29 protein-coding genes are annotated in these 25767 nt (G+C 35.3%); 5 read left to right on the forward strand and 24 right to left on the reverse strand.

Annotation, left to right across the window (positions count from 1 at the left end):
* Positions 1–6: 6 nt before the first annotated feature.
* The 24 genes from rplO to rpsL all read right to left on the reverse strand — a co-directional run bounded on the left by rplO (position 7) and on the right by rpsL (position 12792).
* A complete protein-coding gene (gene rplO / locus QLQ94_RS01850; protein WP_007803667.1) occupies positions 7–459 on the reverse strand; it encodes a 50S ribosomal protein L15 in 453 nt (150 codons plus the stop codon).
* An 11-nt stretch (positions 460–470) separates the two neighbouring features.
* Entirely contained in the window at positions 471–653 is a 183-nt protein-coding gene (gene rpmD / locus QLQ94_RS01855; RefSeq protein WP_017495010.1) for a 50S ribosomal protein L30, read from the reverse strand.
* Positions 654–665: 12 nt separating this feature from the next.
* Entirely contained in the window at positions 666–1190 is a 525-nt protein-coding gene (gene rpsE, locus QLQ94_RS01860) for a 30S ribosomal protein S5 (protein ID WP_140507259.1), read from the reverse strand.
* A gap of 3 nt (positions 1191–1193) precedes the next feature.
* Positions 1194–1544 carry a 50S ribosomal protein L18 gene (gene rplR, locus QLQ94_RS01865; protein ID WP_271334612.1) on the reverse strand — a complete coding sequence of 117 codons (351 nt, stop codon included), beginning with the start codon at positions 1542–1544 and terminating at the stop codon, positions 1194–1196.
* An 11-nt stretch (positions 1545–1555) separates the two neighbouring features.
* Positions 1556–2098, reverse strand: coding sequence for a 50S ribosomal protein L6 (gene rplF / locus QLQ94_RS01870; protein ID WP_213300745.1), 543 nt, complete (start codon positions 2096–2098; stop codon positions 1556–1558).
* An 18-nt stretch (positions 2099–2116) separates the two neighbouring features.
* Positions 2117–2515 (reverse strand): 30S ribosomal protein S8, encoded by a 399-nt coding sequence (gene rpsH / locus QLQ94_RS01875; RefSeq protein ID WP_017495014.1) that lies wholly within the window; start codon positions 2513–2515, stop codon positions 2117–2119.
* Positions 2516–2619: 104 nt separating this feature from the next.
* Positions 2620–2889 (reverse strand): 30S ribosomal protein S14, encoded by a 270-nt coding sequence (rpsN, locus tag QLQ94_RS01880; RefSeq protein WP_007803655.1) that lies wholly within the window; start codon positions 2887–2889, stop codon positions 2620–2622.
* A 3-nt stretch (positions 2890–2892) separates the two neighbouring features.
* On the reverse strand, positions 2893–3444 hold the full coding sequence (rplE, locus tag QLQ94_RS01885; RefSeq protein ID WP_035619635.1) for a 50S ribosomal protein L5: 552 nt from the start codon (positions 3442–3444) through the stop codon (positions 2893–2895).
* A 2-nt stretch (positions 3445–3446) separates the two neighbouring features.
* Entirely contained in the window at positions 3447–3761 is a 315-nt protein-coding gene (gene rplX, locus QLQ94_RS01890) for a 50S ribosomal protein L24 (protein ID WP_007803650.1), read from the reverse strand.
* A gap of 12 nt (positions 3762–3773) precedes the next feature.
* A complete protein-coding gene (rplN, locus tag QLQ94_RS01895) occupies positions 3774–4142 on the reverse strand; it encodes a 50S ribosomal protein L14 (protein WP_007803649.1) in 369 nt (122 codons plus the stop codon).
* A 2-nt stretch (positions 4143–4144) separates the two neighbouring features.
* Positions 4145–4405, reverse strand: coding sequence for a 30S ribosomal protein S17 (rpsQ, locus tag QLQ94_RS01900; RefSeq protein ID WP_007803646.1), 261 nt, complete (start codon positions 4403–4405; stop codon positions 4145–4147).
* 17 nt (positions 4406–4422) lie between these two features.
* Entirely contained in the window at positions 4423–4614 is a 192-nt protein-coding gene (gene rpmC / locus QLQ94_RS01905; protein WP_007803639.1) for a 50S ribosomal protein L29, read from the reverse strand.
* 13 nt (positions 4615–4627) lie between these two features.
* On the reverse strand, positions 4628–5053 hold the full coding sequence (gene rplP / locus QLQ94_RS01910) for a 50S ribosomal protein L16 (protein WP_007803637.1): 426 nt from the start codon (positions 5051–5053) through the stop codon (positions 4628–4630).
* Between the two features lie 19 nt (positions 5054–5072).
* Positions 5073–5834 carry a 30S ribosomal protein S3 gene (gene rpsC, locus QLQ94_RS01915; RefSeq protein WP_007803635.1) on the reverse strand — a complete coding sequence of 254 codons (762 nt, stop codon included), beginning with the start codon at positions 5832–5834 and terminating at the stop codon, positions 5073–5075.
* Positions 5835–5839: 5 nt separating this feature from the next.
* Positions 5840–6253, reverse strand: coding sequence for a 50S ribosomal protein L22 (rplV, locus tag QLQ94_RS01920; protein ID WP_007803631.1), 414 nt, complete (start codon positions 6251–6253; stop codon positions 5840–5842).
* 6 nt (positions 6254–6259) lie between these two features.
* On the reverse strand, positions 6260–6538 hold the full coding sequence (gene rpsS, locus QLQ94_RS01925) for a 30S ribosomal protein S19 (RefSeq protein ID WP_007803626.1): 279 nt from the start codon (positions 6536–6538) through the stop codon (positions 6260–6262).
* A gap of 6 nt (positions 6539–6544) precedes the next feature.
* Positions 6545–7369 carry a 50S ribosomal protein L2 gene (rplB, locus tag QLQ94_RS01930; RefSeq protein ID WP_007803623.1) on the reverse strand — a complete coding sequence of 275 codons (825 nt, stop codon included), beginning with the start codon at positions 7367–7369 and terminating at the stop codon, positions 6545–6547.
* 9 nt (positions 7370–7378) lie between these two features.
* Complete coding sequence (rplW, locus tag QLQ94_RS01935; protein ID WP_007803621.1) at positions 7379–7669, reverse strand: 50S ribosomal protein L23; 291 nt, start codon at positions 7667–7669, stop codon at positions 7379–7381.
* Between the two features lie 7 nt (positions 7670–7676).
* A complete protein-coding gene (gene rplD / locus QLQ94_RS01940) occupies positions 7677–8306 on the reverse strand; it encodes a 50S ribosomal protein L4 (protein WP_271334611.1) in 630 nt (209 codons plus the stop codon).
* Positions 8306–8923 carry a 50S ribosomal protein L3 gene (gene rplC, locus QLQ94_RS01945; protein ID WP_007803612.1) on the reverse strand — a complete coding sequence of 206 codons (618 nt, stop codon included), beginning with the start codon at positions 8921–8923 and terminating at the stop codon, positions 8306–8308. Before rplC ends, rplD begins: the two co-directional genes overlap by 1 nt.
* 405 nt (positions 8924–9328) lie before the next feature.
* Positions 9329–9634 (reverse strand): 30S ribosomal protein S10, encoded by a 306-nt coding sequence (rpsJ, locus tag QLQ94_RS01950; RefSeq protein WP_007803605.1) that lies wholly within the window; start codon positions 9632–9634, stop codon positions 9329–9331.
* An 11-nt stretch (positions 9635–9645) separates the two neighbouring features.
* The gene (gene fusA / locus QLQ94_RS01955; protein WP_271334610.1) at positions 9646–11802 is read right to left on the reverse strand and encodes an elongation factor G; all 2157 of its coding nucleotides are present in this window, start codon (positions 11800–11802) and stop codon (positions 9646–9648) included.
* A 10-nt stretch (positions 11803–11812) separates the two neighbouring features.
* The gene (gene rpsG, locus QLQ94_RS01960; protein ID WP_007803600.1) at positions 11813–12289 is read right to left on the reverse strand and encodes a 30S ribosomal protein S7; all 477 of its coding nucleotides are present in this window, start codon (positions 12287–12289) and stop codon (positions 11813–11815) included.
* 119 nt (positions 12290–12408) lie between these two features.
* Positions 12409–12792, reverse strand: a complete 384-nt coding sequence (gene rpsL, locus QLQ94_RS01965; RefSeq protein ID WP_007136570.1) for a 30S ribosomal protein S12 — start codon at positions 12790–12792, stop codon at positions 12409–12411.
* A 1269-nt stretch (positions 12793–14061) separates the two neighbouring features.
* Between rpsL and QLQ94_RS01970 the strand changes: the two genes are divergently transcribed.
* The 5 genes from QLQ94_RS01970 (at position 14062) to QLQ94_RS01990 (ending at position 25481) form a co-directional block, all read left to right on the forward strand.
* On the forward strand, positions 14062–17274 hold the full coding sequence (locus tag QLQ94_RS01970) for a SusC/RagA family TonB-linked outer membrane protein (protein ID WP_482499038.1): 3213 nt from the start codon (positions 14062–14064) through the stop codon (positions 17272–17274).
* Between the two features lie 11 nt (positions 17275–17285).
* Positions 17286–18788 (forward strand): SusD/RagB family nutrient-binding outer membrane lipoprotein, encoded by a 1503-nt coding sequence (locus QLQ94_RS01975; protein ID WP_271334608.1) that lies wholly within the window; start codon positions 17286–17288, stop codon positions 18786–18788.
* A gap of 906 nt (positions 18789–19694) precedes the next feature.
* Entirely contained in the window at positions 19695–22859 is a 3165-nt protein-coding gene (locus QLQ94_RS01980) for a SusC/RagA family TonB-linked outer membrane protein (RefSeq protein ID WP_271334607.1), read from the forward strand.
* Positions 22860–22869: 10 nt separating this feature from the next.
* Positions 22870–24579: a SusD/RagB family nutrient-binding outer membrane lipoprotein gene (locus QLQ94_RS01985; RefSeq protein ID WP_271334606.1), complete on the forward strand. Its 1710-nt coding sequence runs from the start codon at positions 22870–22872 to the stop codon at positions 24577–24579.
* 17 nt (positions 24580–24596) lie between these two features.
* A complete protein-coding gene (locus QLQ94_RS01990) occupies positions 24597–25481 on the forward strand; it encodes a hypothetical protein (RefSeq protein ID WP_427401745.1) in 885 nt (294 codons plus the stop codon).
* Positions 25482–25767: the final 286 nt, after the last annotated feature.

Raw genomic sequence — 25767 nt, forward strand, 5'->3', positions numbered from 1 at the left:
GATAAGTTATATAGTTACAGCTTCTCCACCAGCAGCTTCAATAGCAGCTTTTGCAGTAGCGGTAAATTTGTGGGCAGTTACTTTTAATTTTGCTTTCAATTCTCCTCTACCTAAAATCTTAACGATTTCATTTTTGGTAGCTAGACGATTTGCTACGTAATCTGTCATAGAAACAGAATCAGTAATCACACCATTGTCTACTAGTAATTGAAGCGTATCTAAATTAACACCTTCGTATTCTTTACGATTGATGTTTGTGAAACCAAACTTAGGCACACGTCTTTGAAGTGGCATTTGCCCTCCCTCAAAACCAATCTTTTTAGAATAACCAGAACGAGATTTTGCTCCTTTGTGACCTCTTGCAGAAGTACCACCTTTTCCAGAACCTTCTCCTCTACCTAATCTTTTATTTTGATTGTGTGTTGACCCTTCAGCTGGTTGTAAGTTACTTAAATTCATAACAGTATTTGTTATTTAGCTTCTTCGACAGAAACTAAGTGTTTAACTTTGTTTATCATCCCAAGGATAGCAGGATTTGAATCATGCTCTACAACTTGTCCCATTTTACGTAGACCTAAAGCTTCCAAACCTCTCTTTTGAGAAAGAGGACAGTTGATTTTGCTTCTTACTTGTTTTACTAATAATTTAGCCATAATTTCCTTGAATTAACCTTTAAAAACTTTTTCTAAAGAAACACCTCTTTGTTTTGCAACAGTGTAAGCGCTTCTCATTTGTAATAAAGCATCAAAAGTTGCTTTTACCACGTTATGAGGATTTGATGATCCTTGAGATTTAGATAATACATCATGAATACCTACTGACTCAAGAACTGAACGAACAGCTCCACCAGCAATAACCCCTGTACCATGAGAGGCAGGAATTAAGTATACACGTGCACCACCAAATTTACCTTTTTGTTCGTGAGGAACAGATTGTCCGTTCAAAGGAATTTTTACTAAATTTTTCTTAGCATCTTCTACTGCTTTCGCAATTGCTTCAGAAACGTCTTTAGATTTTCCTAATCCATGACCAACTACTCCATTTTCATCACCTACAACTACAATAGCAGAAAAACCGAAAGCTCTACCACCTTTTGTAACCTTAGTAACACGATTAACACTTACCAGACGATCTTTAAGTTCAAGACCACTTGGTTTTACCAATTCTACATTTTTGTATTTAGACATAATATATTAGAATTTAAGTCCAGCCGCTCTTGCGCCTTCTGCTAATGATTTAATACGACCGTGATACAAATATCCACCTCTATCAAAAGTGATGGTATCAATCCCGGCTTTTAACGCTTTCTCTGCAACTAATTTTCCAACAGCAGCAGCTACTTCAACGTTAGTACCTTTTCCTATTTCTTTTTCTCTTGAAGATGCAGCTAATAAAGTAACTCCATTCACGTCATCAATAATTTGAGCGTAAATTTCTTTGTTACTTCTAAATACAGATAGTCTTGGGTTAGTAGCAGTACCACTAATCGATTTTCTAATTCTGAATCTAATTCTCTGTCTTCTATCAGATTTTGTTAATGACATAATCTTATTTTTTAAGCTGATTTACCTGCTTTTCTTCTTAATACTTCACCCACAAATTTAACACCTTTTCCTTTGTATGGCTCAGGCTTACGGAAACCTCTGATTTTCGCAGCAACCTGTCCTAAAAGTTGTTTGTCAAATGATGTTAATTTTACGATAGGGTTTTTACCTTTTTCAGATATTGTTTCTAAAGCTACTTCCGGAGCAATTTCCAAAACAATATTGTGAGAATATCCAAGAGCTAAATCTAGCTTTTGACCTTGGTTTGAAGCTCTATAACCAACTCCAACTAATTCAAGTTCTTTAGTAAAACCTTCAGATACACCAATAATCATGTTATTGATTAATGATCTGTATAATCCGTGTTTTGCTCTTTGGTCTTTATGATCAGACGATCTCTCTAATAAAACCTGATCGCCTTCAACTTTTACAGTAATGTCCGAAAACTCCTGAGTTAGTTGACCTTTTTTTCCTTTTACTGTAACGATACCGTCCTTAACTTCAACAGTTACTCCCGCAACGATTACAACTGGGCTTTTACCTATTCTTGACATCTTATTTAGTCTTTAAAATTAGTATACGTAACAAATTACTTCACCACCTACATTTAATTGTTTCGCTTGCTTTCCAGTCATAAGACCTTTTGAAGTTGAAACAATAGCAATTCCTAATCCGTTAAGGATTCTTGGTAATTTGGCAGCACCTGCATATTTACGTAAACCAGGTTTACTAATTCTTTGGATATCTTTAATTACAGGCTCTTTAGTATCTTTATCATACTTCAAAGCAATTTTGATCGAACCCTGTACAGAGTTGTCTTCAAATTTGTAACTCAAGATATAACCTTGATCAAATAAGATCTTAGTTATTTCTTTTTTTAGATTAGAAGCTGGAATTTCAACAACTTTGTGGTTTGCAGCCACAGCGTTACGAACTCTAGTCAAATAATCTGCAATAGGATCTGTATACATATGTATTTGATTGCGACTATGGTTTTCGGGAGGCACTCGCCTCCCGAACCTTTAATCAATTAAAATTATTTTTTGGTTTGCAAAAGTAGTAACTTATTGCGAGATTACCAAGACGCCTTTTTAACTCCAGGAATTAATCCATTATTAGCCATCTCACGGAAAGTTACACGTGAAATACCAAACTGACGAATATAACCTCTTGGTCTACCTGTTAATTTACAACGATTGTGCAAACGAACTGGTGAAGCATTTTTAGGCAATTTTTGTAAACCTTCAAAATCTCCAGCTTCTTTCAAAGCTTTTCTTTTCTCAGCATACTTAGCTACCGTTTTCTCTCTTTTCACCTCACGGGCTTTCATTGATTCTTTAGCCATGTCTTAATTCTTTTTAAAAGGTAATCCTAATTCAGCCAATAATGACTTTGCTTCCTTGTCTGTTTGAGCAGTAGTAACAAATGTAATATCCATTCCTGAAATTTTGTTTACTTTGTCAATATCAATTTCTGGGAAAATGATTTGCTCTAAAACTCCAAGGTTGTAATTACCTCTTCCGTCGAAACCAGTAGCTTTGATACCACTAAAATCTCTAACGCGTGGTAAAGCAGAAGTAATAAGTCTATCTAAAAACTCATACATTCTTTCACCACGTAAAGTAACTTTTGCTCCAATAGGCATCCCTTTTCTCAATTTGAATGACGCAACGTCTTTCTTTGAAATTGTAGATACTGCTTTTTGTCCAGTGATCTTTGTCAACTCATCAACTGCATAGTCAATAAGTTTTTTATCAGATACAGCTGCACCAACTCCACGGCTCAAAACGATTTTTTCAAGTTTTGGAACTTGCATTACGTTTGTATATCCGAATTCCTCTTTAAGAGCAGAGATTACTCTACTCTTATATTCTTCTTTTAGTCTAGGTGTATATGCCATTACTATAGTACTTGATTAGATTTTTTTGAAAATCTTACTTTCTTATCTCCTTCTACTCTAATACCAACTCTAGTTGTTTCCTTAGTTTTAGGATCAATTAGTGAAATGTTAGATATTTGTATAGAAGCTTCTTTCTTAACGATACCACCTTGAGGGTTTTTAGCACTTGGTTTTGTATGTTTCGAAACCATGTTTACACCTTCAACTATCGCTTTATTTTTCTCACGGTAAACACGTAGAACTTTACCTTCAGCACCTTTATGGTCTCCAGCAATAACTCTTACGATATCTCCTGATTTTATTTTTAGCTTTATCATCTTAAAAACGAATTAAAGCACTTCTGGTGCTAATGATACAATTTTCATGAATTGTTTTTCACGAAGTTCTCTTGCTACCGGACCAAAAACACGAGTTCCTCTCATTTCCCCTGCAGCGTTCAAAAGAACACATGCATTATCATCGAAACGGATATAAGAACCATCAGCTCTTCTCACTTCTTTTTTGGTACGTACAACAACTGCAGTTGAAACAGCTCCTTTTTTAACGTTACCGTTAGGAGTTGCATCTTTAATAGATACTACAATCTTGTCACCAACAGAGGCATACCTTCTTTTGGTACCTCCTAAAACACGGATAGTTAAAACTTCTTTTGCTCCCGTGTTATCTGCTACTTTTAGTCTTGATTCCTGTTGTACCATAATTATTTAGCTCTTTCTAAGATTTCAACTAATCTCCAACATTTTGTTTTACTTAAAGGACGCGTTTCGCTAATTCTTACAGTATCTCCAATGTTACAGTCGTTTGTTTCGTCGTGTGCAACGTATTTCTTTGTTTTCAACACGAACTTACCGTATAACGGGTGTTTTACTTTTCTTACTTCAGCAATAACAATAGACTTATCCATTTTATTTGAAGTAACAACACCTATTCTTTCTTTTCTTAAATTTCTTTTTTCTTCCATCTTTCAGCAGAATACAATTATTGTAACTCTCTTTTAGTTAACTCTGTAGCCAATCTTGCAACTGTTCTTCTTACACTTCTAATTTGAAGTGGATTCTCAATTGGAGAAATAGCGTGAGCCATTTTTAGGTCAGCATATATTTTCTTAGTTTGACTAAGTTTTTCTTGCAACTCCGCTGCAGAAAGATCTTTTATTTCTGATTGTTTCATAATATAAATTTAATTATGCTTCGAAATCTCTAGCAACGACGAATTTAGTTTTTACTGGAAGCTTTTGAGCTGCAAGACGTAAAGCCTCTTTTGCAACTGACAAAGGAACTCCTCCAACTTCAAACATAATTCTTCCGGGTTTAACAACGGCAGCCCAATATTCAACGGCACCTTTACCTTTACCCATACGTACCTCAAGAGGCTTCTTAGTAATTGGTTTGTCTGGAAATATTTTGATCCATAATTGTCCCTCTCTCTTCATAAAACGAGTTGCAGCAATACGCGCAGCTTCGATTTGACGAGAAGTTAAGAACATTCCATCTTCATGTACAGATTTAATACCAAACATTCCATTAGAAAGTTCATGCCCTCTTTGAGAGTTACCTTTCATTTTACCTTTTTGTACCTTACGGTATTTTGTTCTTTTAGGCTGTAACATTTTTCTTTAGTTTAAAAATTTACTTTCGTTTACGAGCGTCTGGTTTTCCACCTTTATTAAAAGGCTTTCTATCTCCTCTAGGAGAATCGCCACCTTTACCACCACCAGTTCCAGATTGTTTTTTATCCATTCCTGCAAGTGGAGAAAGATCTCTCTTTCCATAAACTTCACCTTTCATGATCCATACTTTGATACCCATTCTACCGTAAGTAGTGTGAGCTTCAGCCAAAGCATAATCAATATCAGCTCTGAAAGTTGATAGAGGAATTCTACCTTCTTTGAAACCTTCTGAACGCGCCATCTCAGCACCATTCAAACGACCAGAAATCAAAACTTTGATACCCTCAGCGTTCATACGCATAGAAGCAGCAATAGCCATTTTGATTGCACGTCTGTAAGAAATACGGCTTTCGATTTGACGAGCGATGCTTGTCGCCACAAGATAAGCATCTAATTCAGGTCTTTTGATTTCAAAGATGTTGATTTGAACCTCTTTGTCAGTAACTTTCTTAAGTTCTTCTTTCAACTTGTCTACCTCTTGTCCACCTTTTCCGATAATGATACCAGGTCTAGCAGTAGTGATAGTAACGGTTACAAGTTTCAAAGTTCTCTCGATAATTACTTTAGATACACTAGCTTTTGATAAACGAGCGTGGATATACTTTCTGATTTTGTGATCTTCGGCAAGTTTATCACCGTAATCATTTCCACCATACCAGTTTGAGTCCCACCCTCTGATGATACCAAGTCTATTTCCAATTGGATTTGTCTTTTGTCCCATGCTGCTTAAGAATTGCTTTGTGTGTTATTGATAGCTCCAAGCACGATTGTAACGTGATTAGAACGTTTTCTTATTCTGTGTGCACGACCTTGTGGAGCTGGACGAAGTCTTTTCAACATCATTCCACCATCTACTCTGATCTCCTTAACAAATAATCCAGCTTCTTCTAAATTACCTTCACTATTTTTTTGCTCCCAGTTGTTGATTGCAGATAATAATAGTTTCTCTAATTTTCTTGAAGCTTCTTTAGAACTAAATCTTAAGATGTTAAGTGCTCTTTCTACCTTCTGACCTCTTACCAAGTCCGCTACTAAGCGCATTTTTCTAGGTGAAGTAGGGCAGTTATTCAATTTTGCGAAAGCAATAGACTTATTAGCCTCTTTTCTCGCATCTGCTGTTTCTCTTTTACGAACTCCCATTGCTTCTTATTTTTTACCTTTATTTTTTGCTCCAGCATGACCTCTAAAAGATCTAGTTGGTGAAAACTCTCCTAATTTGTGACCTACCATGTTTTCTGTTACGTAAACTGGTACAAATTGACGACCGTTATGAACTGCGATAGTTTGTCCAACAAAGTCTGGAGTAATCATAGAAGCTCTAGACCAAGTCTTTACTACTCCTTTATTACCATTTTCAATGTTTTCCTGAACTTTCTTGTCTAACTTATAATGAACGAAAGGTCCTTTTTTTAATGAACGTGCCATATCTTATTATTTCTTTCTACGTTCTACGATATACTTGTTACTCGGGTTTTTCTTAGAACGAGTTCTATAACCTTTTGCTGGTATTCCATTTCTTGAACGTGGATGTCCACCAGAAGAACGTCCTTCTCCACCACCCATTGGGTGATCAACAGGGTTCATTGCAACAGGTCTTGTTCTAGGTCTTCTTCCTAACCATCTTGTTCTACCTGCTTTACCAGATACAACTAATTGGTGGTCTGAATTAGAAACAGCTCCAATTGTAGCCGAACAAGTTAACAAGATCAATCTTGTTTCACCAGATGGCATTTTAATTGTAGCATATTTTCCATCTCTTGCCATTAACTGAGCAAATGTACCAGCTGAACGAGCGATTACCGCTCCTTGACCTGGACGTAACTCAATACAAGAGATTACAGTTCCTAAAGGAATTCTGCTTAAAGGCAATGTATTACCAATTTCAGGTTGAGATTCTGGACCAGAAACTAATTTCTGACCAACTTTCAATCCGTTTTGAGCAATAACGTATGTTTTCTCTCCATCAGCATAAGCTAATAAAGCGATAAATGCAGTACGATTTGGATCATATTCAATTGATTTCACAGTAGCCGGAATTCCGTCTTTAGTTCTTTTGAAATCAATGATACGATATCTCTGCTTGTGACCACCACCCGTATAACGCATGGTCATCTTTCCTTGACTATTTCTACCTCCAGAGTTTTTTATCGGCGCTATCAAAGAGCGTTCCGGCTTATCAGTTGTAATGGCGTCATAACCATTCACAACTCTAAATCGCTGACCTGGGGTAATAGGTTTTAATTTTCTTACTGACATTTTTCTATCTTAGATATTGTTGTAAAAATCAATTGTTTCTCCTTCTTGTACTTGAACAATCGCTTTCTTAATTGCATTTGTCTTTCCACTGATCAAACCACTTTTAGTGTATTTTGTAGTTCTATCCGGTCTTACGTTCATCGTGTTAACTGAAACGATAGTTACTCCATAAGCAGCTTCAATAGCTTTCTTAATTTGAACTTTGTTTGCTTTTTTGTCAACAACGAATCCGAAGCGGTTTAAAACTTCACTTTCTTTGGTTACTTTTTCTGTTACTATAGGTCTAATTATGATACTCATATTCCTATTATTTGCTTAAATTTTCTTCGATTAACTCCAAAGAACCTTCTAAAAGCACTAAATTATTAGTGTTTAAAATAGCGTAAGTGCTTAATTCTGAGCTAGTTACGACATTAGAAGCCTTTAAATTGCGTGAGGACAAATATACATTTTTATTCGACTCTCCCAACACAAATAGAGATTTTTTATTTTCTAACCCTAAAGCTTTCAAAACGTTAATGAAATTTTTAGTGTTTGGCGCTTCAAAACCAAAGTCTTCAAGAACGATGATATTCGCCTCTTTTGCTTTGATAGAGAAAGCTGATTTTCTTGCCAATCTCTTTACAGCTTTATTCAATTTAAATGAATAGCTTCTTGGTCTTGGTCCGAAAATTGTTCCACCACCTTTAAACAATGGATTTTTGATACTTCCCGCACGAGCCGTACCAGTTCCTTTTTGTTTTTTAATCTTACGTGTACTTCCTGTCACTTCAGCTCTTTCTTTAGCCTTGTGAGTTCCTTGTCTTTGATTAGCAAGATATTGCTTTACATCAAGGTATACAGCGTGATTGTTTGGTTCAATTGCGAATACTGAATCAGAAAGTTGAACTTTTCTTCCAGTATCTTTTCCGTTGAAATCTAATACTTTTACTTCCATTACTTCTGAATGATTACATAAGAGTTTTTATGTCCAGGAACACATCCTTTAATAACAAGTAGGTTCTTTTCAGCAACCACTTTTAAAACTCTAAGGTTTTGAACTTTTACATTGTCTCCTCCCATTCTTCCAGCCATACGCATTCCTTTGAATACTCTAGATGGATAAGAAGAAGCTCCCACAGAACCTGGCGCTCTTAAACGGTTGTGTTGACCGTGAGTTGCCTGTCCAACACCACCAAATCCGTGACGCTTAACAACTCCTTGAAAACCTTTACCTTTAGACACACCTTGCACATCTACAAATTCTCCTTCAGCAAAAATAGAAACATCAATAAGATCCCCTAATTTTTGTTCAGTTGCAAAATCTTGAAATTCAACGACTTTTTTCTTAGCTACAGTTCCAGCTTTCTTAAAGTGACCTAAAGCCGCTTTAGTGGAATGTTTCTCGTTTTTGTCATCGAAACCAAGTTGCAACGCTTCGTACCCGTCAACACCTTTGGTTCTGACTTGGGTAACAACACATGGCCCAGCCTCGATTACTGTACAAGGAATGTTTTTCCCGTTTTCGTCGAAAATACTAGTCATGCCGATTTTTTTACCAATTAACCCAGACATAAATATTAATTATTAATTACTAAAATTCCCTTCAATTTGAAAATAACAAAAATTTCCAAACAGGGAGTGCAAAAGTATACATTAAAATTGAATATACCAAACAGTTAGAAAAATTAAATAGCTCATTATCAAAATCAAAGCATCAATATCACCACCACCAACAACACATTTCTTCAAAAAAACCAATTGCATCATTTTAACCCGCAACAACAAACACCTTAACATTTACTTAATTCAATTAAAGAAAAATTTACATAACAACCTAAACAAGAGACTACTTAGTCAAATAAAAAAACAATCACAACATTAAACATCTTCAAAAAAAATTAAAAACCAAAAACTTTTAACCACAAAAAAAGCGAGACAAAAATGCCTCGCTTTATATATATAAATATAATAAAAAAATTATACTTTTATTTCTACTTCAACCCCACTTGGCAATTCAAGTTTCATTAAAGCGTCAATAGTTTTAGATGAAGATGAATAAATATCAATCAATCTCTTGTATGACATTACTTCAAATTGCTCTCTCGCTTTTTTGTTAACGTGCGGAGAACGCAACACAGTGAAAAGTTTTTTGTGAGTTGGTAACGGAATTGGACCTGTTACAACTGCTCCAGTAGTTTTTACTGTTTTTACAATCTTTTCAGCAGACTTATCTACCAACATGTGATCGTAAGATTTTAGTTTTATTCTGATTTTTTGACTCATTTTCTTAAGAATTAAGCGTTACCTTTTGCTTTTTTAATTACAGCTTCTGAAATATTAGAAGGTGTTTCTGCATAGTGAGAAAACTCCATTGTTGAAGTAGCTCTACCAGAAGATAATGTTCTTAATGTTGTTACATATCCAAACATTTCTGATAATGGCACATCAGCTTTAATAGTTTTAGCACCATTTCTGTCACCCATGTCATTAACCTGACCTCTACGACGGTTGATATCACCTACGATATCCCCCATGTTTTCTTCAGGAGTAATAACCTCCATTTTCATGATAGGCTCAAGAATTACCGCTCCAGCAGCTTTAGCAACTTCTCTATACCCCATTCTTGCAGCTAATTCAAAAGAAAGAGCATCAGAATCGACAGGGTGGAAAGATCCGTCAGTTAAAGTTACTTTCAAACTATCTACCTGGTATCCTGCTAAAGGACCAGTTTTCATAGCTTCACGGAAACCTTTTTCTACAGATGGAATATATTCCTTAGGAACGTTACCACCTTTTACAGCATTAACAAACTGCAATCCTACAGGCACTTTACCATCAACTTCGTCAGCTGGCTCAAGTGTAAATACGATATCACCGAATTTACCACGACCTCCTGATTGTTTCTTATAAGTCTCTCTATGTGTTGCACTTCTAGTAAACGCTTCTTTATATTCAACTTGAGGCTCACCTTGGTTCACTTCAACTTTAAATTCACGTTTCATACGATCTACCAAGATATCTAAGTGAAGCTCACCCATACCAGAGATAATCGTTTGCCCTGAAGCCTCATCTGTTCTAACTGTAAACGTAGGATCTTCTTCAGCTAATTTAGCCAAAGCCATACCCATTTTATCCACGTCAGCTTTAGTTTTAGGCTCAATTGCAATACCAATTACCGGTGCAGGGAATTTCATAGACTCAAGAATGATTGGGTGTTTTTCATCACACAATGTATCCCCAGTTTTAATATCTTTAAACCCAACAGCAGCTCCAATATCTCCAGCCTCAATAAAATCGATTGGATTTTGTTTGTTTGCGTGCATTTGGTAGATACGAGAAATTCTCTCTTTATTTCCTGAACGAGTGTTCAAAACATAAGAACCAGCATCTAAACGACCAGAGTAAGCACGGAAGAAAGCTAAACGACCTACGAATGGGTCAGTAGCAATTTTAAATGCCAAAGCAGCGAACGGCTCTTTTACATCTGGCTTACGCAAGATTTTAGTTTGATCCTCCTCTAATAATTCAGCATCATCAGGATGAATCCCTTCAATACCTTCTTTATCCATTGGAGATGGCAAATACTTACATACAGCATCCAACATAAACTGAACCCCTTTGTTTTTGAAAGAAGAACCAGCAAGCATTGGAATAATTGCCATATCTATAGTAGCAGCTCTTAAAGCTTTATTTATTTCCTCTTCTGTAATAGAATTTTCATCTTCCATGAATTTCTCCAAAAGATTCTCATCATAATCAGCAACCGCCTCAATAAGGATAGATCTATATTCTTTTACCTCTGCAAGCATATCCTCAGGAATAGCTACAATATCAAAAGTAGCCCCTAAAGTTTCATCATGCCATATAATAGCTTGATTTTTCACTAAGTCAACTACACCTTTGAAATCATTTTCTTCACCAATTGGCAAAGTAATTGCAACTGCATTAGATTTCAACATATCTCTAACTTGCTGACATACGTTCAAAAAGTTAGAACCTTGTCTGTCCATTTTATTAACGAATCCCATACGAGGAACTCTATATTGATCAGCAAGTCTCCAGTTAGTTTCAGACTGAGGCTCAACACCATCAACCGCACTAAACAAGAAAACCAATCCATCAAGTACACGCAAAGAACGATTTACCTCTACAGTAAAATCAACGTGTCCAGGAGTATCAATAATATTAAAGTGATAAGGCAATGTCTCTGGCAAAATTTTACCTTGCTGAGTTGGAAAATTCCACTCACAAGTAGTCGCTGCAGAAGTAATTGTAATACCTCTTTCCGCTTCCTGCTCCATCCAGTCCATTGTAGAAGCACCATTATGTACCTCTCCAATTTTATGAGTTTTACCAGTATAAAAAAGAATACGCTCTGTTGTTGTTGTTTTACCAGCATCAATATGAGCAGCAATTCCAATATTTCTTGTATATTTTAAATCTCTAGCCATTTCTTACGAATTAAAATCTAAAGTGAGAGAAAGCTTTATTAGCCTCTGCCATCTTGTGAGTATCCATTCTTTTCTTAACCGCAGCACCTTCTTCTTTAGCAGCAGCTAAACATTCTGACGCTAAACGTTGTGCCATAGATTTTTCATTTCTTCTTCTAGAATAAAGTATCAACCACTTCATTGCCATAGAAATTTTTCTGTCTGGTCTAATTTGCATTGGAATTTGAAATGTAGCTCCACCAACTCTACGACTACGTACTTCTACGTGAGGCATAACGTTTGTTAAAGCATCTTTCCAAATTTCTAATGAAGATTTCTCTGAATCTTGCTTTTTAGACTCAATGATGTCAATTGCATCATAAAATACTTTGAAAGCTGTAGACTTCTTACCATCCCACATTAAGTTGTTCACAAAACGTGTTACCAATTGATCATTAAACCTTGGATCTGGTAAAAGTGGTCTTTTCTTTGCCGCTCTTTTTCTCATGTCTTTTTTTTAATAAAAAGTTATAGGTTATCCGTTAAATGTTATGTGTTATCTTTTTTCAGCTTACGCTTTAAATTTCCAACCCTTAACTCCTAACCTCCAACTCTTAACGTTTTAAATTACTTTTTTGCTTCTTTTGGGCGTTTAGCACCGTACTTAGATCTTCTTTGCGTTCTTCCTGCAACTCCTGACGTGTCAAGCGCTCCACGAACGATATGATATCTAACACCTGGTAAATCTTTTACCCTTCCACCTCTAACTAATACTATCGAGTGCTCTTGTAGATTGTGTCCTTCTCCAGGGATGTAAGCATTCACCTCATTACCATTTGTCAAACGTACACGCGCAACTTTACGCATTGCAGAGTTTGGTTTTTTTGGTGTAGTAGTGTAAACACGCGTACAAACCCCTCTTCTTTGAGGACAAGAATCTAAAGCAACCGATTTACTCTTCTTAGTTATCTGAGTTCTTCCTGTTCTTACTAATTGTTGAATTGTTGGCATAATTAATACTAAAAATTTATTATGTATATTAAATTCCCGCTTTTTACGGGGTTGCAAATGTATAAAATAATTTTCACTATACAAACGTTAATTCATTAATTTTCAATAACATTATTTAAGCTTATCATTTTACAAACAAACAATTAACATTTCCAACACTTTAAAAGGCAAACGATTAGTTTTAAAACAATTTTGTATCAATTCATTTTAACCCAGTCACTTCCTCATACCTAAAGCACATCTATTCAAAACAACATTCAAATAAAATCAATAATCAAACAATTACACCTATACAACGCGATAATTTGCCAAACCAACAAATTGTTATAAAAAAAAAAAAAAAAAAAACAAGAAAACGAACTTCTCAAAGACAAACAACTTAACTTTTAAATCAAAAACTTAGAAATTTAAAAAAAAAAAAAAAAATACCCGCTACTCCAAACAAAAAAAAAGAACATAAAAAGAGGTATACATATATAGGTAGAAAATAATCCTTTCTTTACTATCTGCCTGAAATAAAAACAAATTACAATCACACCTTTTTCCGTGATACAATAGTACTTTAAATCGAAGCATCACAAATTCAAACAACAATACCCGCTCTAAATAAAACATAATTTGACAATACAAAAAGAAAGAATATAGTATTTTAAACTGCCTTACATTTTAAATTCGAAAAAAAAGGCGCCATAAATTCAATTATTCTAAGTCAAATTAACTCAATGAAAAAAAATGATGCACAAGAAAACTTCAAACCATCACCACAAAAAAAACGAACGAATAGAACTTTGAATCAAGTAATCGCAAAAAAACTATTAAAAAAAACATTTTCTCAATAAATCATATTAGAATTCCCAAAAAAAAGCCACAATAAAAAAATACGAACACAAGCATTCAAATACCATATTAACAAATTCCTCTTATAGCCAAATGATTTTAATATGTCAAAAAATCAACATAAAAAAAAGATCCCCACTGAAATACCTGTTTATAAAACTAACCAAATAATAAACCAATTCGAACAATAATAATAAAAAATTTAACTCGCAAAAAATGAAAGATTAAAACCACTTAATAAAAGTAGTTTTTTTAGAATAATCACCCCCAACAGGGCGCATAAACAAAGAGAAAATAGATTTTTATAACAGTTTTTTAAATTTATGTTAAAATGTTAAATTTTAACTATTCATCAAAATTCATTAACACAACCCTAGGTTTATTAACTTATTATTATGAATATTGTAATACTAATTCAAAATAATTGAGAAAATGAAACCAAAGTTCAATGGATTTTTAGTACTGTTAATAGTACTATTCGCGCAACTAACCTTTGCGCAAGAAAGAGTCGTTTCGGGTACAGTTACCGATGATGCAGGTCTGCCACTACCAGGCGTAAGTGTATTAATTAAGGGGACAAAAACTGGAACTCAAACCGATTTTGATGGTAAATACTCCATTAAAGCAGCACCTAGTCAAATTTTAGTTTTTAGCTACATTGGAATGAGAACCCAAGAAAGCGCCGCGAGCTCCTCTCAAGTGAATACTAAATTATCAGGAGATGCACAACAACTCGAAGGCGTTGTGGTAACAACTGCAATGGGTATCAAAAGAGAAAAAAAATCTCTCGGATATGCTTCACAACAAATCGCAGGTAAAGATTTAAACGGTGGTGCCGGAAACACAAACGTTGCTAATCTATTATCTGGTAAAGCTGCGGGGGTCGAAGTTTCAAGAAACACCAATTTTGGAGGATCTACAAATGTTGTAATCAGAGGAAGCAAATCTCTTACAGGAAACAATCAGGCGCTATGGGTAATTGACGGGGTACCAATAGACAATTCAAACTCAAACACCTCTTCTCAACAAGTTGGGCGCGGCGGTTACGATTATGGTAACAATGCATCAGATATCAACCAAGAAGATATTGAAAGCATCAACATCTTAAAGGGGGCAGCTGCAACCGCATTATACGGATCTAGAGCAGCAAATGGTGTTGTAATGGTAACTACAAAAAAGGGTAAATCAGATAATAAAATAGGATTTTCTTTCTCAAGTGGCTACACTAATGGAACTGTCGATAAATCAACTTTTCCAGAATATCAAAACCGATACGGTTCAGGATATGGATTTGGATCTTCATTTTTAGGAACCGGAACACCTGATACTGTAGACACCTCAAATGACGCATCAAATGGAGATATATTTGACAACCAATTAGTTTACCAATGGGACGCTTTTACTCCCTATTCTCCAAATTTCAACAAAGCAACGCCTTGGACAGCTGCTAAAAATGGCCCAATTACATTCTTTAATCACGCCAATACATTTATCAACAGCATCTCTTTAGAAAAATCTACAGACAGATCTAGTCTTTCCATGACGTATGTAAATACAGATCAAACTGGTATTTTACCAAATAGCCAATTGAAGAAAAATCAGATAAGCGCAAGATTTAGCCAAAAAGTAAATGACAAATTAACAGCAAACGCGTATGCTTCCGTTACTCTACAAAGCACAATAGGCCGAAACTCTACCGGATATAACGACAATGTACTTGGTAATTTTAGACAATGGTGGCAAACCAATACTGACGTCCAAGCCCAGAAAGACGTTTATTTCGCTTCGGGCGGTCAAAACATAACATGGAACTGGACTGACCCAACAACCCCCGAAGGCCTTGTACCAGCATATTGGGACAATCCATACTTTACACGTTATCAAAATTATTCCTCAGATGACAGAACACGTCTATTTAGCTACGCCTCCTTAAACTATGAAATCACTCCTTGGTTAAGCGCCTTGGGAAGAGTCTCCCTAGATACTTACAAACAACTTCAGGAAGAACGAAGAGCAATAGGATCTGTTGCAACCGGATTTGGTCTTTCACCAGTAAACGAAGCATCAGGCTACCAAAGAAACGACATCAACTTTCAAGAAATCAACTATGATGTAATGTTGAATTTCAACAAAAAATTTGGAGATGACATCAGCCTAAACGGAGTCGTTGGTATGAACATAAGAAGAAATGACAGGGACAATGTTCTATCCTCTACAGTAGGTGGTTTAGTAGTTCCTGGAATATATGCATTATCAAACTCTCGTTTAGATTTACCTTTTCCTAAAGAAGCCAAAATATCTTCCGGCGTTAACGGTTTATATGCTCAGGGATCAATTGGCTACCTAGACACTTATTTTCTAGATGCCTCTGTTAGAAGAGACGTTTCATCAACATTACCATCAGACAATAACTCTTACGTTTATCCAGCGGTTTCAGGATCTTTCTTATTCTCAAACCTAGTTAAAGCCAGTTGGTTAAATTTAGGAAAATTCAGAATCAATTACGCTGAAGTTGGAAATGACGCTGATGCCTTACAACTCAACAATACTTACACAAGAGCTTCAAACTTTCAAGGACAACCTTTATACACGAATGCATTACTTAACCCATTCCGCAGTATCAACAAAAATCCAGACCTTAAACCAGAAAGAACTAAATCATTCGAAGTAGGTCTGGAAGCAAGTTTACTTGACAGACGCTTAGGGTTTGATGTTACTTACTATAAAACAAACTCCGTTGACCAAATTGTTTCGGCCGCAGTTTCTTCCGCATCCGGATACACTAATGGAGTTGTAAATGGTGGAGATATCGAAAACAGAGGTCTAGAGATTCAATTATACGGAACACCAATAAAAACAAAAGACTTCAGCTGGGAAATTATCATAAACTGGTCAAATAATAAAAGTAAAGTTATCTCTTTACCAAATGGACTAGACAACCTTCAATTAGGTTCATTCCAAGGAGGAGTAACTGTAAATGCAGCACCTGGTGAGGCATACGGAGCGCTTAAAGGAACAGATTACGTTTACACAAATGGCCAGCCAACAATCGACCAGGCTACCGGAAAGTATATGATAACTACTTCTGCAACTAACACAATCGGAAATGTTACTCCGGATTGGATTGGTGGACTTAGAAATAAATTCAATTACAAAAACATCTCTTTAGGATTTTTAATTGACACTCAAAAAGGAGGAGATATTTTCTCATTAGATATGTATTACGGACTTTCTACAGGATTATACAAAGAGACAGCAGTAGGCGATATTAGAGAGAATGGAGTCTTAAACCCTGGAGTTGCTCCAGACGGAACCCCAAATACTGTAAAAACAGGAGGAGGAAATACTGAAAACAGTTTTGGATACAAAGCTGCCCCTAACAAAGCTTTTGTTTATGATGCCTCTTTTGTAAAATTAAGAGAAGTTTCCATAACATATAATTTCCCTAAAAGCATGTTCGAAAATACATTCATCAATGCAGCTTCACTAAGTATCTTAGGTTCCAATCTATGGATAATCAGTAAAAACCTCCCTTACGCAGATCCTGAAAGTGGATTATCTTCAGGAAACAGCTCAAGAGGTTATTCTGTAGGATCTCTTCCAACCACAAGAGATATTGGATTTAACTTAACTTTCAAATTTTAATACAAAAGAAAATGAAAAAATTAATATACGTTTTAGGAATCTTCATCCTCACAGTTTCTTGTGACGATAATAGCCTAACAGATTTAAACGTCGACGAAAAAAACCCCTCTGTAGTTCCTGCAAGCACATTATTTACTAATGCTGAAAAAGACCTTACGGAACAACTCATTAATACGGACGTAAACAAAAACATATTCAGACTGGTAAATCAGCAATGGACTGAGACAACTTATCCTGACGAATCTTTCTATCAATGGGTATCCCGTAAAATTTCAGACAATCATTGGGACAGACTTTACGCAGGACCATTAGCCAGCTTAACGGATGCCAAGAAATTTATTGAGAAAGAAGTAATATCACCTACTGATGTAGAATTCACCCAAAAAACTATCACTAAGAAAAACCAATTAATACTAATTGACATCTTAACAGTTTATACCTATCAGATATTAGTTGACACCTACGGAGATGTTCCTTATAGTGATGCTCTAAAAGGATCAGCGAATTATCTTCCAAAATACGACAAAGCGATTGACATCTATAAAGATCTAATTGTTCGTTTAAATGCAGATATTGCAGGAATCGACACTTCATATCCTGGATTTGGAACCGCAGAAGTTATATATAAAGACGACTTAAATGCCTGGGTTAAATTCGCCAATAGCATTAAACTTAAATTAGGCGTAAATTTAAAAGCATCTGGTTTAGAAAGCGCAATCGCTGACGCCGCAATTATATCTGGTGCAGCAGGAGGATTTACATCTAATAGTGACAATGCCAAACTACCATACATGCTAAACCTACCAAATACCAACCCTCTTTATGTAGATATGGTATTCTCAGGTCGAAATGATTTCGTTGCCACAAAACCAATTGTTGATGCATTAGTAGCCTTAAACGACCCACGAAAAGAAGCTTATTTTTTCCCAACTTACAGAGCTGTTGACCCAGTAACCGGAGCGACAACAATAGTTACAGGATATCTTGGCGCGCCGGTTGGAGCAAAAAACATTTACGCGAGATTCACCCACATGAGCGATAAAATTAAAGCTCCGGATTTCAGCGGAACTATATTAGATTATGCCGAAGTGGAATTTTTATTAGCAGAAGCTGCCGGAAGAGGCGTTGCCGTAGGATCTATTGCCTCACATTACGAAGCGGGAATCAGAGCATCTATGGAGGACTGGGGCGTAGCGACAGCAAAAATTGACACATACTTACTTCAACCTAGTGTAGCATATGCTACAGCACCAGGAACCTGGCAGCAAAAAGTTGGAGAACAAGCATGGTATGCTTTATTCAATAGAGGTTTCGAAGGATGGACATCTACCAGAAGATTAAACTTCCCTGTATTGGTAGCTCCATCAAATGCAGATCCGGCTGCCGAAGGACAAGTGCCATCAAGAATGGCATATCCTATAAGAGAGCAAACACTAAATGCTACAAATTATAATGCTGCTTCTACTTCAATTGGAGGCGACAAATTAAGCACCAAAATATTTTGGGACAAATAAAACGTTAATCCTAACATAATTTAACAGAAAACCACTCCGTAAAAAAGAGTGGTTTTTTTATGCATAAGTTAAAAAAAAACACTCTTTTGTTAATTCCCAGAATCTGTATTTAAATAGTAGAAGTTATATTTCAAAATAAACCATTTCGATTTGAAAGACTAAATTCAAGCAGACGTAAAAAATAAAAAGAAATAATACCTACAAAAATATTTTAATTCTATCATGTACTATTAAATATAAAACTCTATCCATAAACGCAACAAACTAATCATCTTCAACCAGCACACGTACTGCTACCTCAAAATAATTAAGAACAGGGACCAATGTTTTTTATGCCCTTACAACAACTTAAAGATCCTTTCCAGAGAAAACTTTAAAAATCAACAACAAGAAAACATAAAAAAAATTCAATTTCAAAGAACCCGATCATAAATAGAACCCCTAAACTTGAACATTGAAACACTGGTCATTCCAATAATTTTGACATACCTACACCAATTACGCAGAAATTAACATTCAATTATTAAAAAGACAGAACAAAAAAAAGATATTCAGAAGTAATATATTAACACTTTTCGTCTAGAAAAATTAAAAACAAAAAGAACTATTTAACTAATTACCAAGTAAAGAAAAAACCTCATAAAAAAGCAATTATTCATAATTTAGCTATTAAAAAATTTAACAAAAATAAACTATATTCATAATTATATCATAAAAAGTGAGAAATATAAAAAAACGAATAATTGATACCAAAAACACAAATTAACTAAATTTACCAACATATTTAACAATAAACATAATATATCACACACAAAAAACATAATTTAACTAAAAAAAATACTCTACTTATTAGGTATATTAACAATTTATTAAGATTTTTGTTGGACTAATTCAAAATATTTAAAAATGAAACTAAAGTTCAATGAATTCTTAGTACTAGTATTAGTACTAGTTGCGCAAGTAACCTTTGCGCAAGAAAGAGTTGTTTCAGGAACAGTTTCCGACAATAGCGGAATGCCCCTACCAGGCGTTAGCGTGTTAGTCAAAGGAACAAAAACCGGAACACAAACAGATTTTGACGGTAAATTCTCCATCAAAGCATCTTCAACACAAGTTTTGGTATTTAGCTACATCGGGATGAAAACCCAAGAAATACAAGCAAGTACCGCAAAACTGAATGTAAAATTACTAGATTCAGGCGCACAAGAACTAGATGCCGTTGTTGTAACTACTGCATTTGGAATTAAAAGAAATCCTAAAAAACTAGGATATTCTGTAAGCACCATAAAAGCAGAAGAAATCACACAAAATTCTGAGCCAGATTTATCAAGAGCCCTAGCTGGTAAAGTTGCAGGGGTAAACATTAATACATCAACAGGTGTAGCAGGAGCTGCCAATCAAATTACAATTAGGGGTGTAAATTCCTTAACAGGAGAAACAGATCCTTTGATTATTGTTGACGGTATTGCCTACAGCAATGTATCAGTAACTAGTACAAGCCAAATAACTGGTGGTGGTGGTTACGAATCAGCATTATCTTCATTAGATCCAAATGACATTGCCAACATCAGCGTACTTAAAAGTACTGCTGCCGCTGCACTTTATGGCTCCAGAGCGATGAATGGTGTTATTGTGGTAACCACAAAATCAGGATCTTCAAAAACATCTCGAGCAGAAAAGCTCAGCGTAAATGTTGGTATCGGAACCTATTTTGAAACCATTGCGAATTTACCAGATTACCAAAACTCTTATGGAGCAGGATCAAACTTTGAATACTCAAATGCAAATGGTTCTTGGGGACCACGTTTCGGCACTATACAAACAATTCCAACCTGGCCGACACTTTTAGCAGCTTTTCCTGATCAATTTGGCGCAACTGTTCCTTATGTTGCAAAACCAAACAATGTAAAAGATCTTTTTAGAACAGGAACTGTACTTGACAAAACTATTGGTTTTAATTACGCTGGACCAGACGGTACTTTTAATGCCACTGTTTCAGACCTGCGTCAAGACGGCTACATTCCTTACAACACATACGACAGAACATCAATGTCTGCAGGAGGAAATTTTAAATTGAGTAAAAAATTCACAGTAGGCGCAAATTTATCCTACTCAAAAACAAAACAAGTTGGAGCATTTTTTGGAGAAAATCAATTCGACGGAGCTTCTTCTTCATTTGCGAGGACTTTATTTCTGGCAAGAAACTGGGATTTAAATTTACCATATGTAAATCCAGTTACTGGTGCTTCAGTTACTCCAAACGGAACACAATTCGATCACCCGCTTTGGTCTTGGCAACATGATCAGATTATCACCAATACAGAAAGAATTGTGACAGGTATCAATTTAAATTACGCTTTCAACGATAACATTTCAGCATCTTACAGAGCAGGTCTAAATAAATATTCATTAAATAGAATTCAAATTCGTGATCTTAATTCAAGAGCAAATAATGGTTTAGGAGATTTATTAAGTGACAACTATACAAACCAAGATATAGAATCTACTTTTTTACTGAACTTTAACTACAATTTAAATGATGACTTTAATTTAGTTGCCATCTTAGGTAATAACGTTCTACAAAATGAATACACACAAATTCAAAATGAAGGAAAAGAATTTATCGTACCTGATATTTTCACATTCCACAACGTTAAAAACATCTCTAACCTAATAGATCAAAGAGCAATAAAAAGAAATGTAGGTGTTTTTGCCGATGTAACTTTATCATACAAAGACTATTTATTTTTAAATGCTACAGCTAGAAACGACTGGAGTTCTTCTTTACCAAAAGCCAACAACTCGTATTTCTATCCATCAGTGAGTGCTTCCGCAATCATAACAGAGGCTTTCAACATTAAAAACGATGTATTAACATTTGCAAAACTAAGAGCCAGTTTTGCAAAAGTAGGTAGAGATGTCCCGGCAGAATTCCTAAAAATATCTTTCTTTCAAGAGCAACCCTACAATGGGAATCCACGTATAGGAAACAACACCTTTCTAGGAGATCAAAATGTAAAACCAGAATTCTCTGAAGAATTTGAAGTAGGTACAGATTTAGAATTCTTCAACAAACGTGTAATTGTAGACTTAAGTTTATACAACAAAAAAACTAAGGATTTGATTACCCCTGCAAACACACCTGCTTCATCAGGTTTTACTGAATTTAACACAAATGCAGGTTCAATTAGAAACAAAGGTATAGAGCTTGGACTAACAATAGTTCCAGTAAAAACTAATAATTTCAAATGGACTTTATTAACTCAATTTACAAAAAATGAAAATGAGGTACTAAGCTTAAATGCTGGTCAAGAAAGACTTCAATTGGACCCTAACTCAATTGCCTATGCTATTCCGGGACAACCTTTTGGCGTGTTTTACGGAACAAGGTTTGCACGAGATGCCAATGGTAACTACCTAATAAACAAACCAAATGGAGCCGTAATTATAGACCCTTCACCAGGCATAATTGGAGACCCTAATGCAAAGTTCAAGCTAAGTTTTGCAAATACTTTTATCTATAAAGCATGGAGCTTAAGAACCCAATTTGATTGGAAGCAAGGTGGAGACATTTCATCTTCTACAATTCAACAATTATTAGGTAGAGGAGTAACCAGAGACACTGAAGACAGAGAAAAAACTTTTATTATTCCAGGATATTATGGAAACAACGCAGACGGAACGCCAATTTTGGACGCAAGCGGAAACCAAATCCCAAATAGTACTCAAATATCAATGTTTGAAATGTATTTCTCACCATCTGGGGCAGGAAGTACTTTCGCAATAAACGGAGTTAACGAAGCTTCTGTTTATGACGGTACAACTTTTAGATTAAGAGAGGTAAATTTAACATACGACGTTCCTTCTAAAATTTTAGAAAAAACACCATTTGGAAAAATTAGCTTTAGCCTTTTAGGAAGCAACTTATGGTATTACGCACCTAACGTTCCTAAATATACCAACTTTGATCCTGAAACAACAAGTTATGGAAAATCTACATTACAAGGTATCGAAACATCTGCTGCACCAACAGCAAAAAGATGGGGATTCAAGATCAATTTAACATTTTAACACAAAAGACATGAAACTATACAACAACATAAAAAATAATAAAACCGTATTAGTTTTATTATCCCTAACTACCATTTTCAGTAGTTGCAGCAATTACCTGGATGTCGATAAAGATACTGATGATCCTACTATCGCCCCTTTGAACTACCTATTAACCAATATCGAAACTAACATTGCAGAAATAGGCGACTTTAACACAGGTACAGGCAGCATATACGCCACCTATACTCACCAAATGACTTCGAGGGAAGAACAGGATCAGTATGGAGTAAAAGTAGACAACATAGCTCTAAACAATGATTGGACTTCTATTTATTTATCTTTAACAGATATTGAAACATTAATCAAACAAGCACTCGAAAGTGGCGATTTAGCTTACGCAGGCATTGGTCAATTACAAAAAGCTTATGTTATGGCATATGCTGTTGACATGTGGGGAGATGTGCCATATACAGAAGCAACACAATTAGCAACAGGTGTAATTGCACCAAAATTCGACAATCAAAAAGCTATTTACGCGAGTGTTTTCGAATTGATTGATAAAGCAAAAGTCAATCTAAAACTTAACACCGGAACACAAAAACCAGGAACTGATGACCTTATCTACAAAGGTAACATCAGCAAATGGATTCGATTTGCAAATACGTTGAAGTTAAAACTTTATAATCAAACCAGACTTACCTCAGATTTTGACCAAACAGGTTTTAATGCATTAATCAACGAAAACAATTTCTTCACATCAAATGCAGATGATTTTCAACTGGACAGATTCAATAACATCTCTCCTACAAATGAAAAAAACAGATTGTTTAGAGAATCTTATGAAAGCACCCAATTTGGAACTTATCAAAGTCCATGGATGTATGAAATTTTAAAAGGTGTAAACCCTCTAATTCACAACGGAAATCCAGATCCCAGAATGAAATTTTACTATTTTAATCAATTAAAAGCTGGCGAATTTCCTAAGGATGGTAATACCACAACACAAAATCCACTTGCAGACTATTGGGACGAATCAACTGGATTCTTCAGTATAAGATTCGGAAGTACTGGCCCAGACCGAGACAAGAGCACAGAAACATCATACACATACCCAGGGATTTTCCCATCAGGAGGACGTTATGACGATGGAAAAGGTGCAGATTTATCCACTTTATCCTTAGCGTCAGGCACAGGTATTTCGCCCAAACGTATATTAACCTATGATGAATTTTTATACATTCAGGCAGAATTAATTCAAGTAGGTAAATTAGCAGGAAGCGCTGCTGCCAAACTAGATGAAGCCGTAAGAGCCAGTTTCGCTAAAGTTGATCAGGTTGTCTCCAACAATAAATCACAACAAATAGGAATTCCAACACTAATTGGCTCACCTGGCGTAAATACTTTTATGACAAAATTAGCGGCAGAATTCAACAGTGCGAGTCCAGAGAAAAAATTAGAAATTATTATGACTCAAAAATGGGTTGGTACTTTTGGAGACCCAACAGATCAGTACACTGACTACAGAAGAACAGGATACCCTGTACTAGCAAATCCAAATAGCACCACTAAAGAATATCAATTAAATAACGGCGATGCCTTTCCTTTAAATGATTCCCAAACGGTACTAACAAATCCTTTTCAAATATCAATGTTCTGGCCACAAAACGAATTGAACGCTAATAAAAATGCGCCAGCACAAAAAAACCCAGCGACCTATAAAATCTTTTGGGATAATTAATAATTAAAACTGATAAAATGAAAAACATAAAAATATTATTCACTTCATTGCTATTTATACTAATAGCAGCATCCTGTGATAACGATGGAGGAACTTCGGTTATTGATGTAATTGAAGGAGCTACTCCAGATTTCCGAAAAGAACCCACAACAGATCAAGGAATAAATATTATTGCACTTCAAAATAACGAAGACATAAATATAGGCCTAAATTTAAAAGTAGCAACAGGACAGGTTAAATCAATGAACATTTTAGGTTATTTTACCCAAAATGGGGTAGTCACAAAAGCAGTAATACAATCAAATGTATCTTCCTTCCCTGCAAAGTTAAACTACAAAACTGCTGATTTAGTTAAAGTCTTTCCCACTTTTACAAGTTTCGGACTTAATGACAAACTAACAATTAGCGCCGACCTAACACTTACAAATGGTACCGTAATTAAAATATTTAATGATGACGGAACACCAAATTATGGTGCCGATATCGCAAATTCAACGATATGGAAAGTTTCACAAACCTACACTGCTCTTTGCCCTTTAGACGACGCGTCTCTATTTAATGGCAATTACGAAGTTATTGCTGATGATTGGGAGGACTATAAACCAGGGACTATAATTCCTGTAGTGTACAATGGGACAGACGGAACATACACATTTAGAATTTTAGAAACCAAAAACCCAGCTATAGATAATCCAACAACCGCATATTTATTAGTTACTATAAATCCTGCAACTAATGCCGTTACAGTAAAATCAAATATAGATTTCGATTACGGAGGTGACACAACACCTGTAACCGGAACAGGAACTGTAGGCTCATGTACTGGAGACATTAACTTAAAATTAAATTTTCCAGGATTTGGTCAATCAGCCTTAAATTTTGATTTAGTAAAATCTAATTAAGCAAAAGAGATTTAAAGCTCAACATTTACTAAACCATCCCATTTATTTGGGATGGTTTTTTTATTGCATAAATAATATTACAAAACAAAAGCGCATTTAAATTTTCCAGAAACTACAATTACTTTAGCGCATTATTATAAAAAACTTAGAAAGAAAAACAAACAATTAACAAACATAAGAAAAGACCAAGAGAAGCCGAATCGACTATAGTTTTTTTTTAAGATGAGTAAAAGCAAAATCGCTAAACATTTAGCTCAATAAAGAAGACAAAACATCCCCGATAAAG

This window comes from Flavobacterium sp. B114r, from assembly GCF_056824125.1.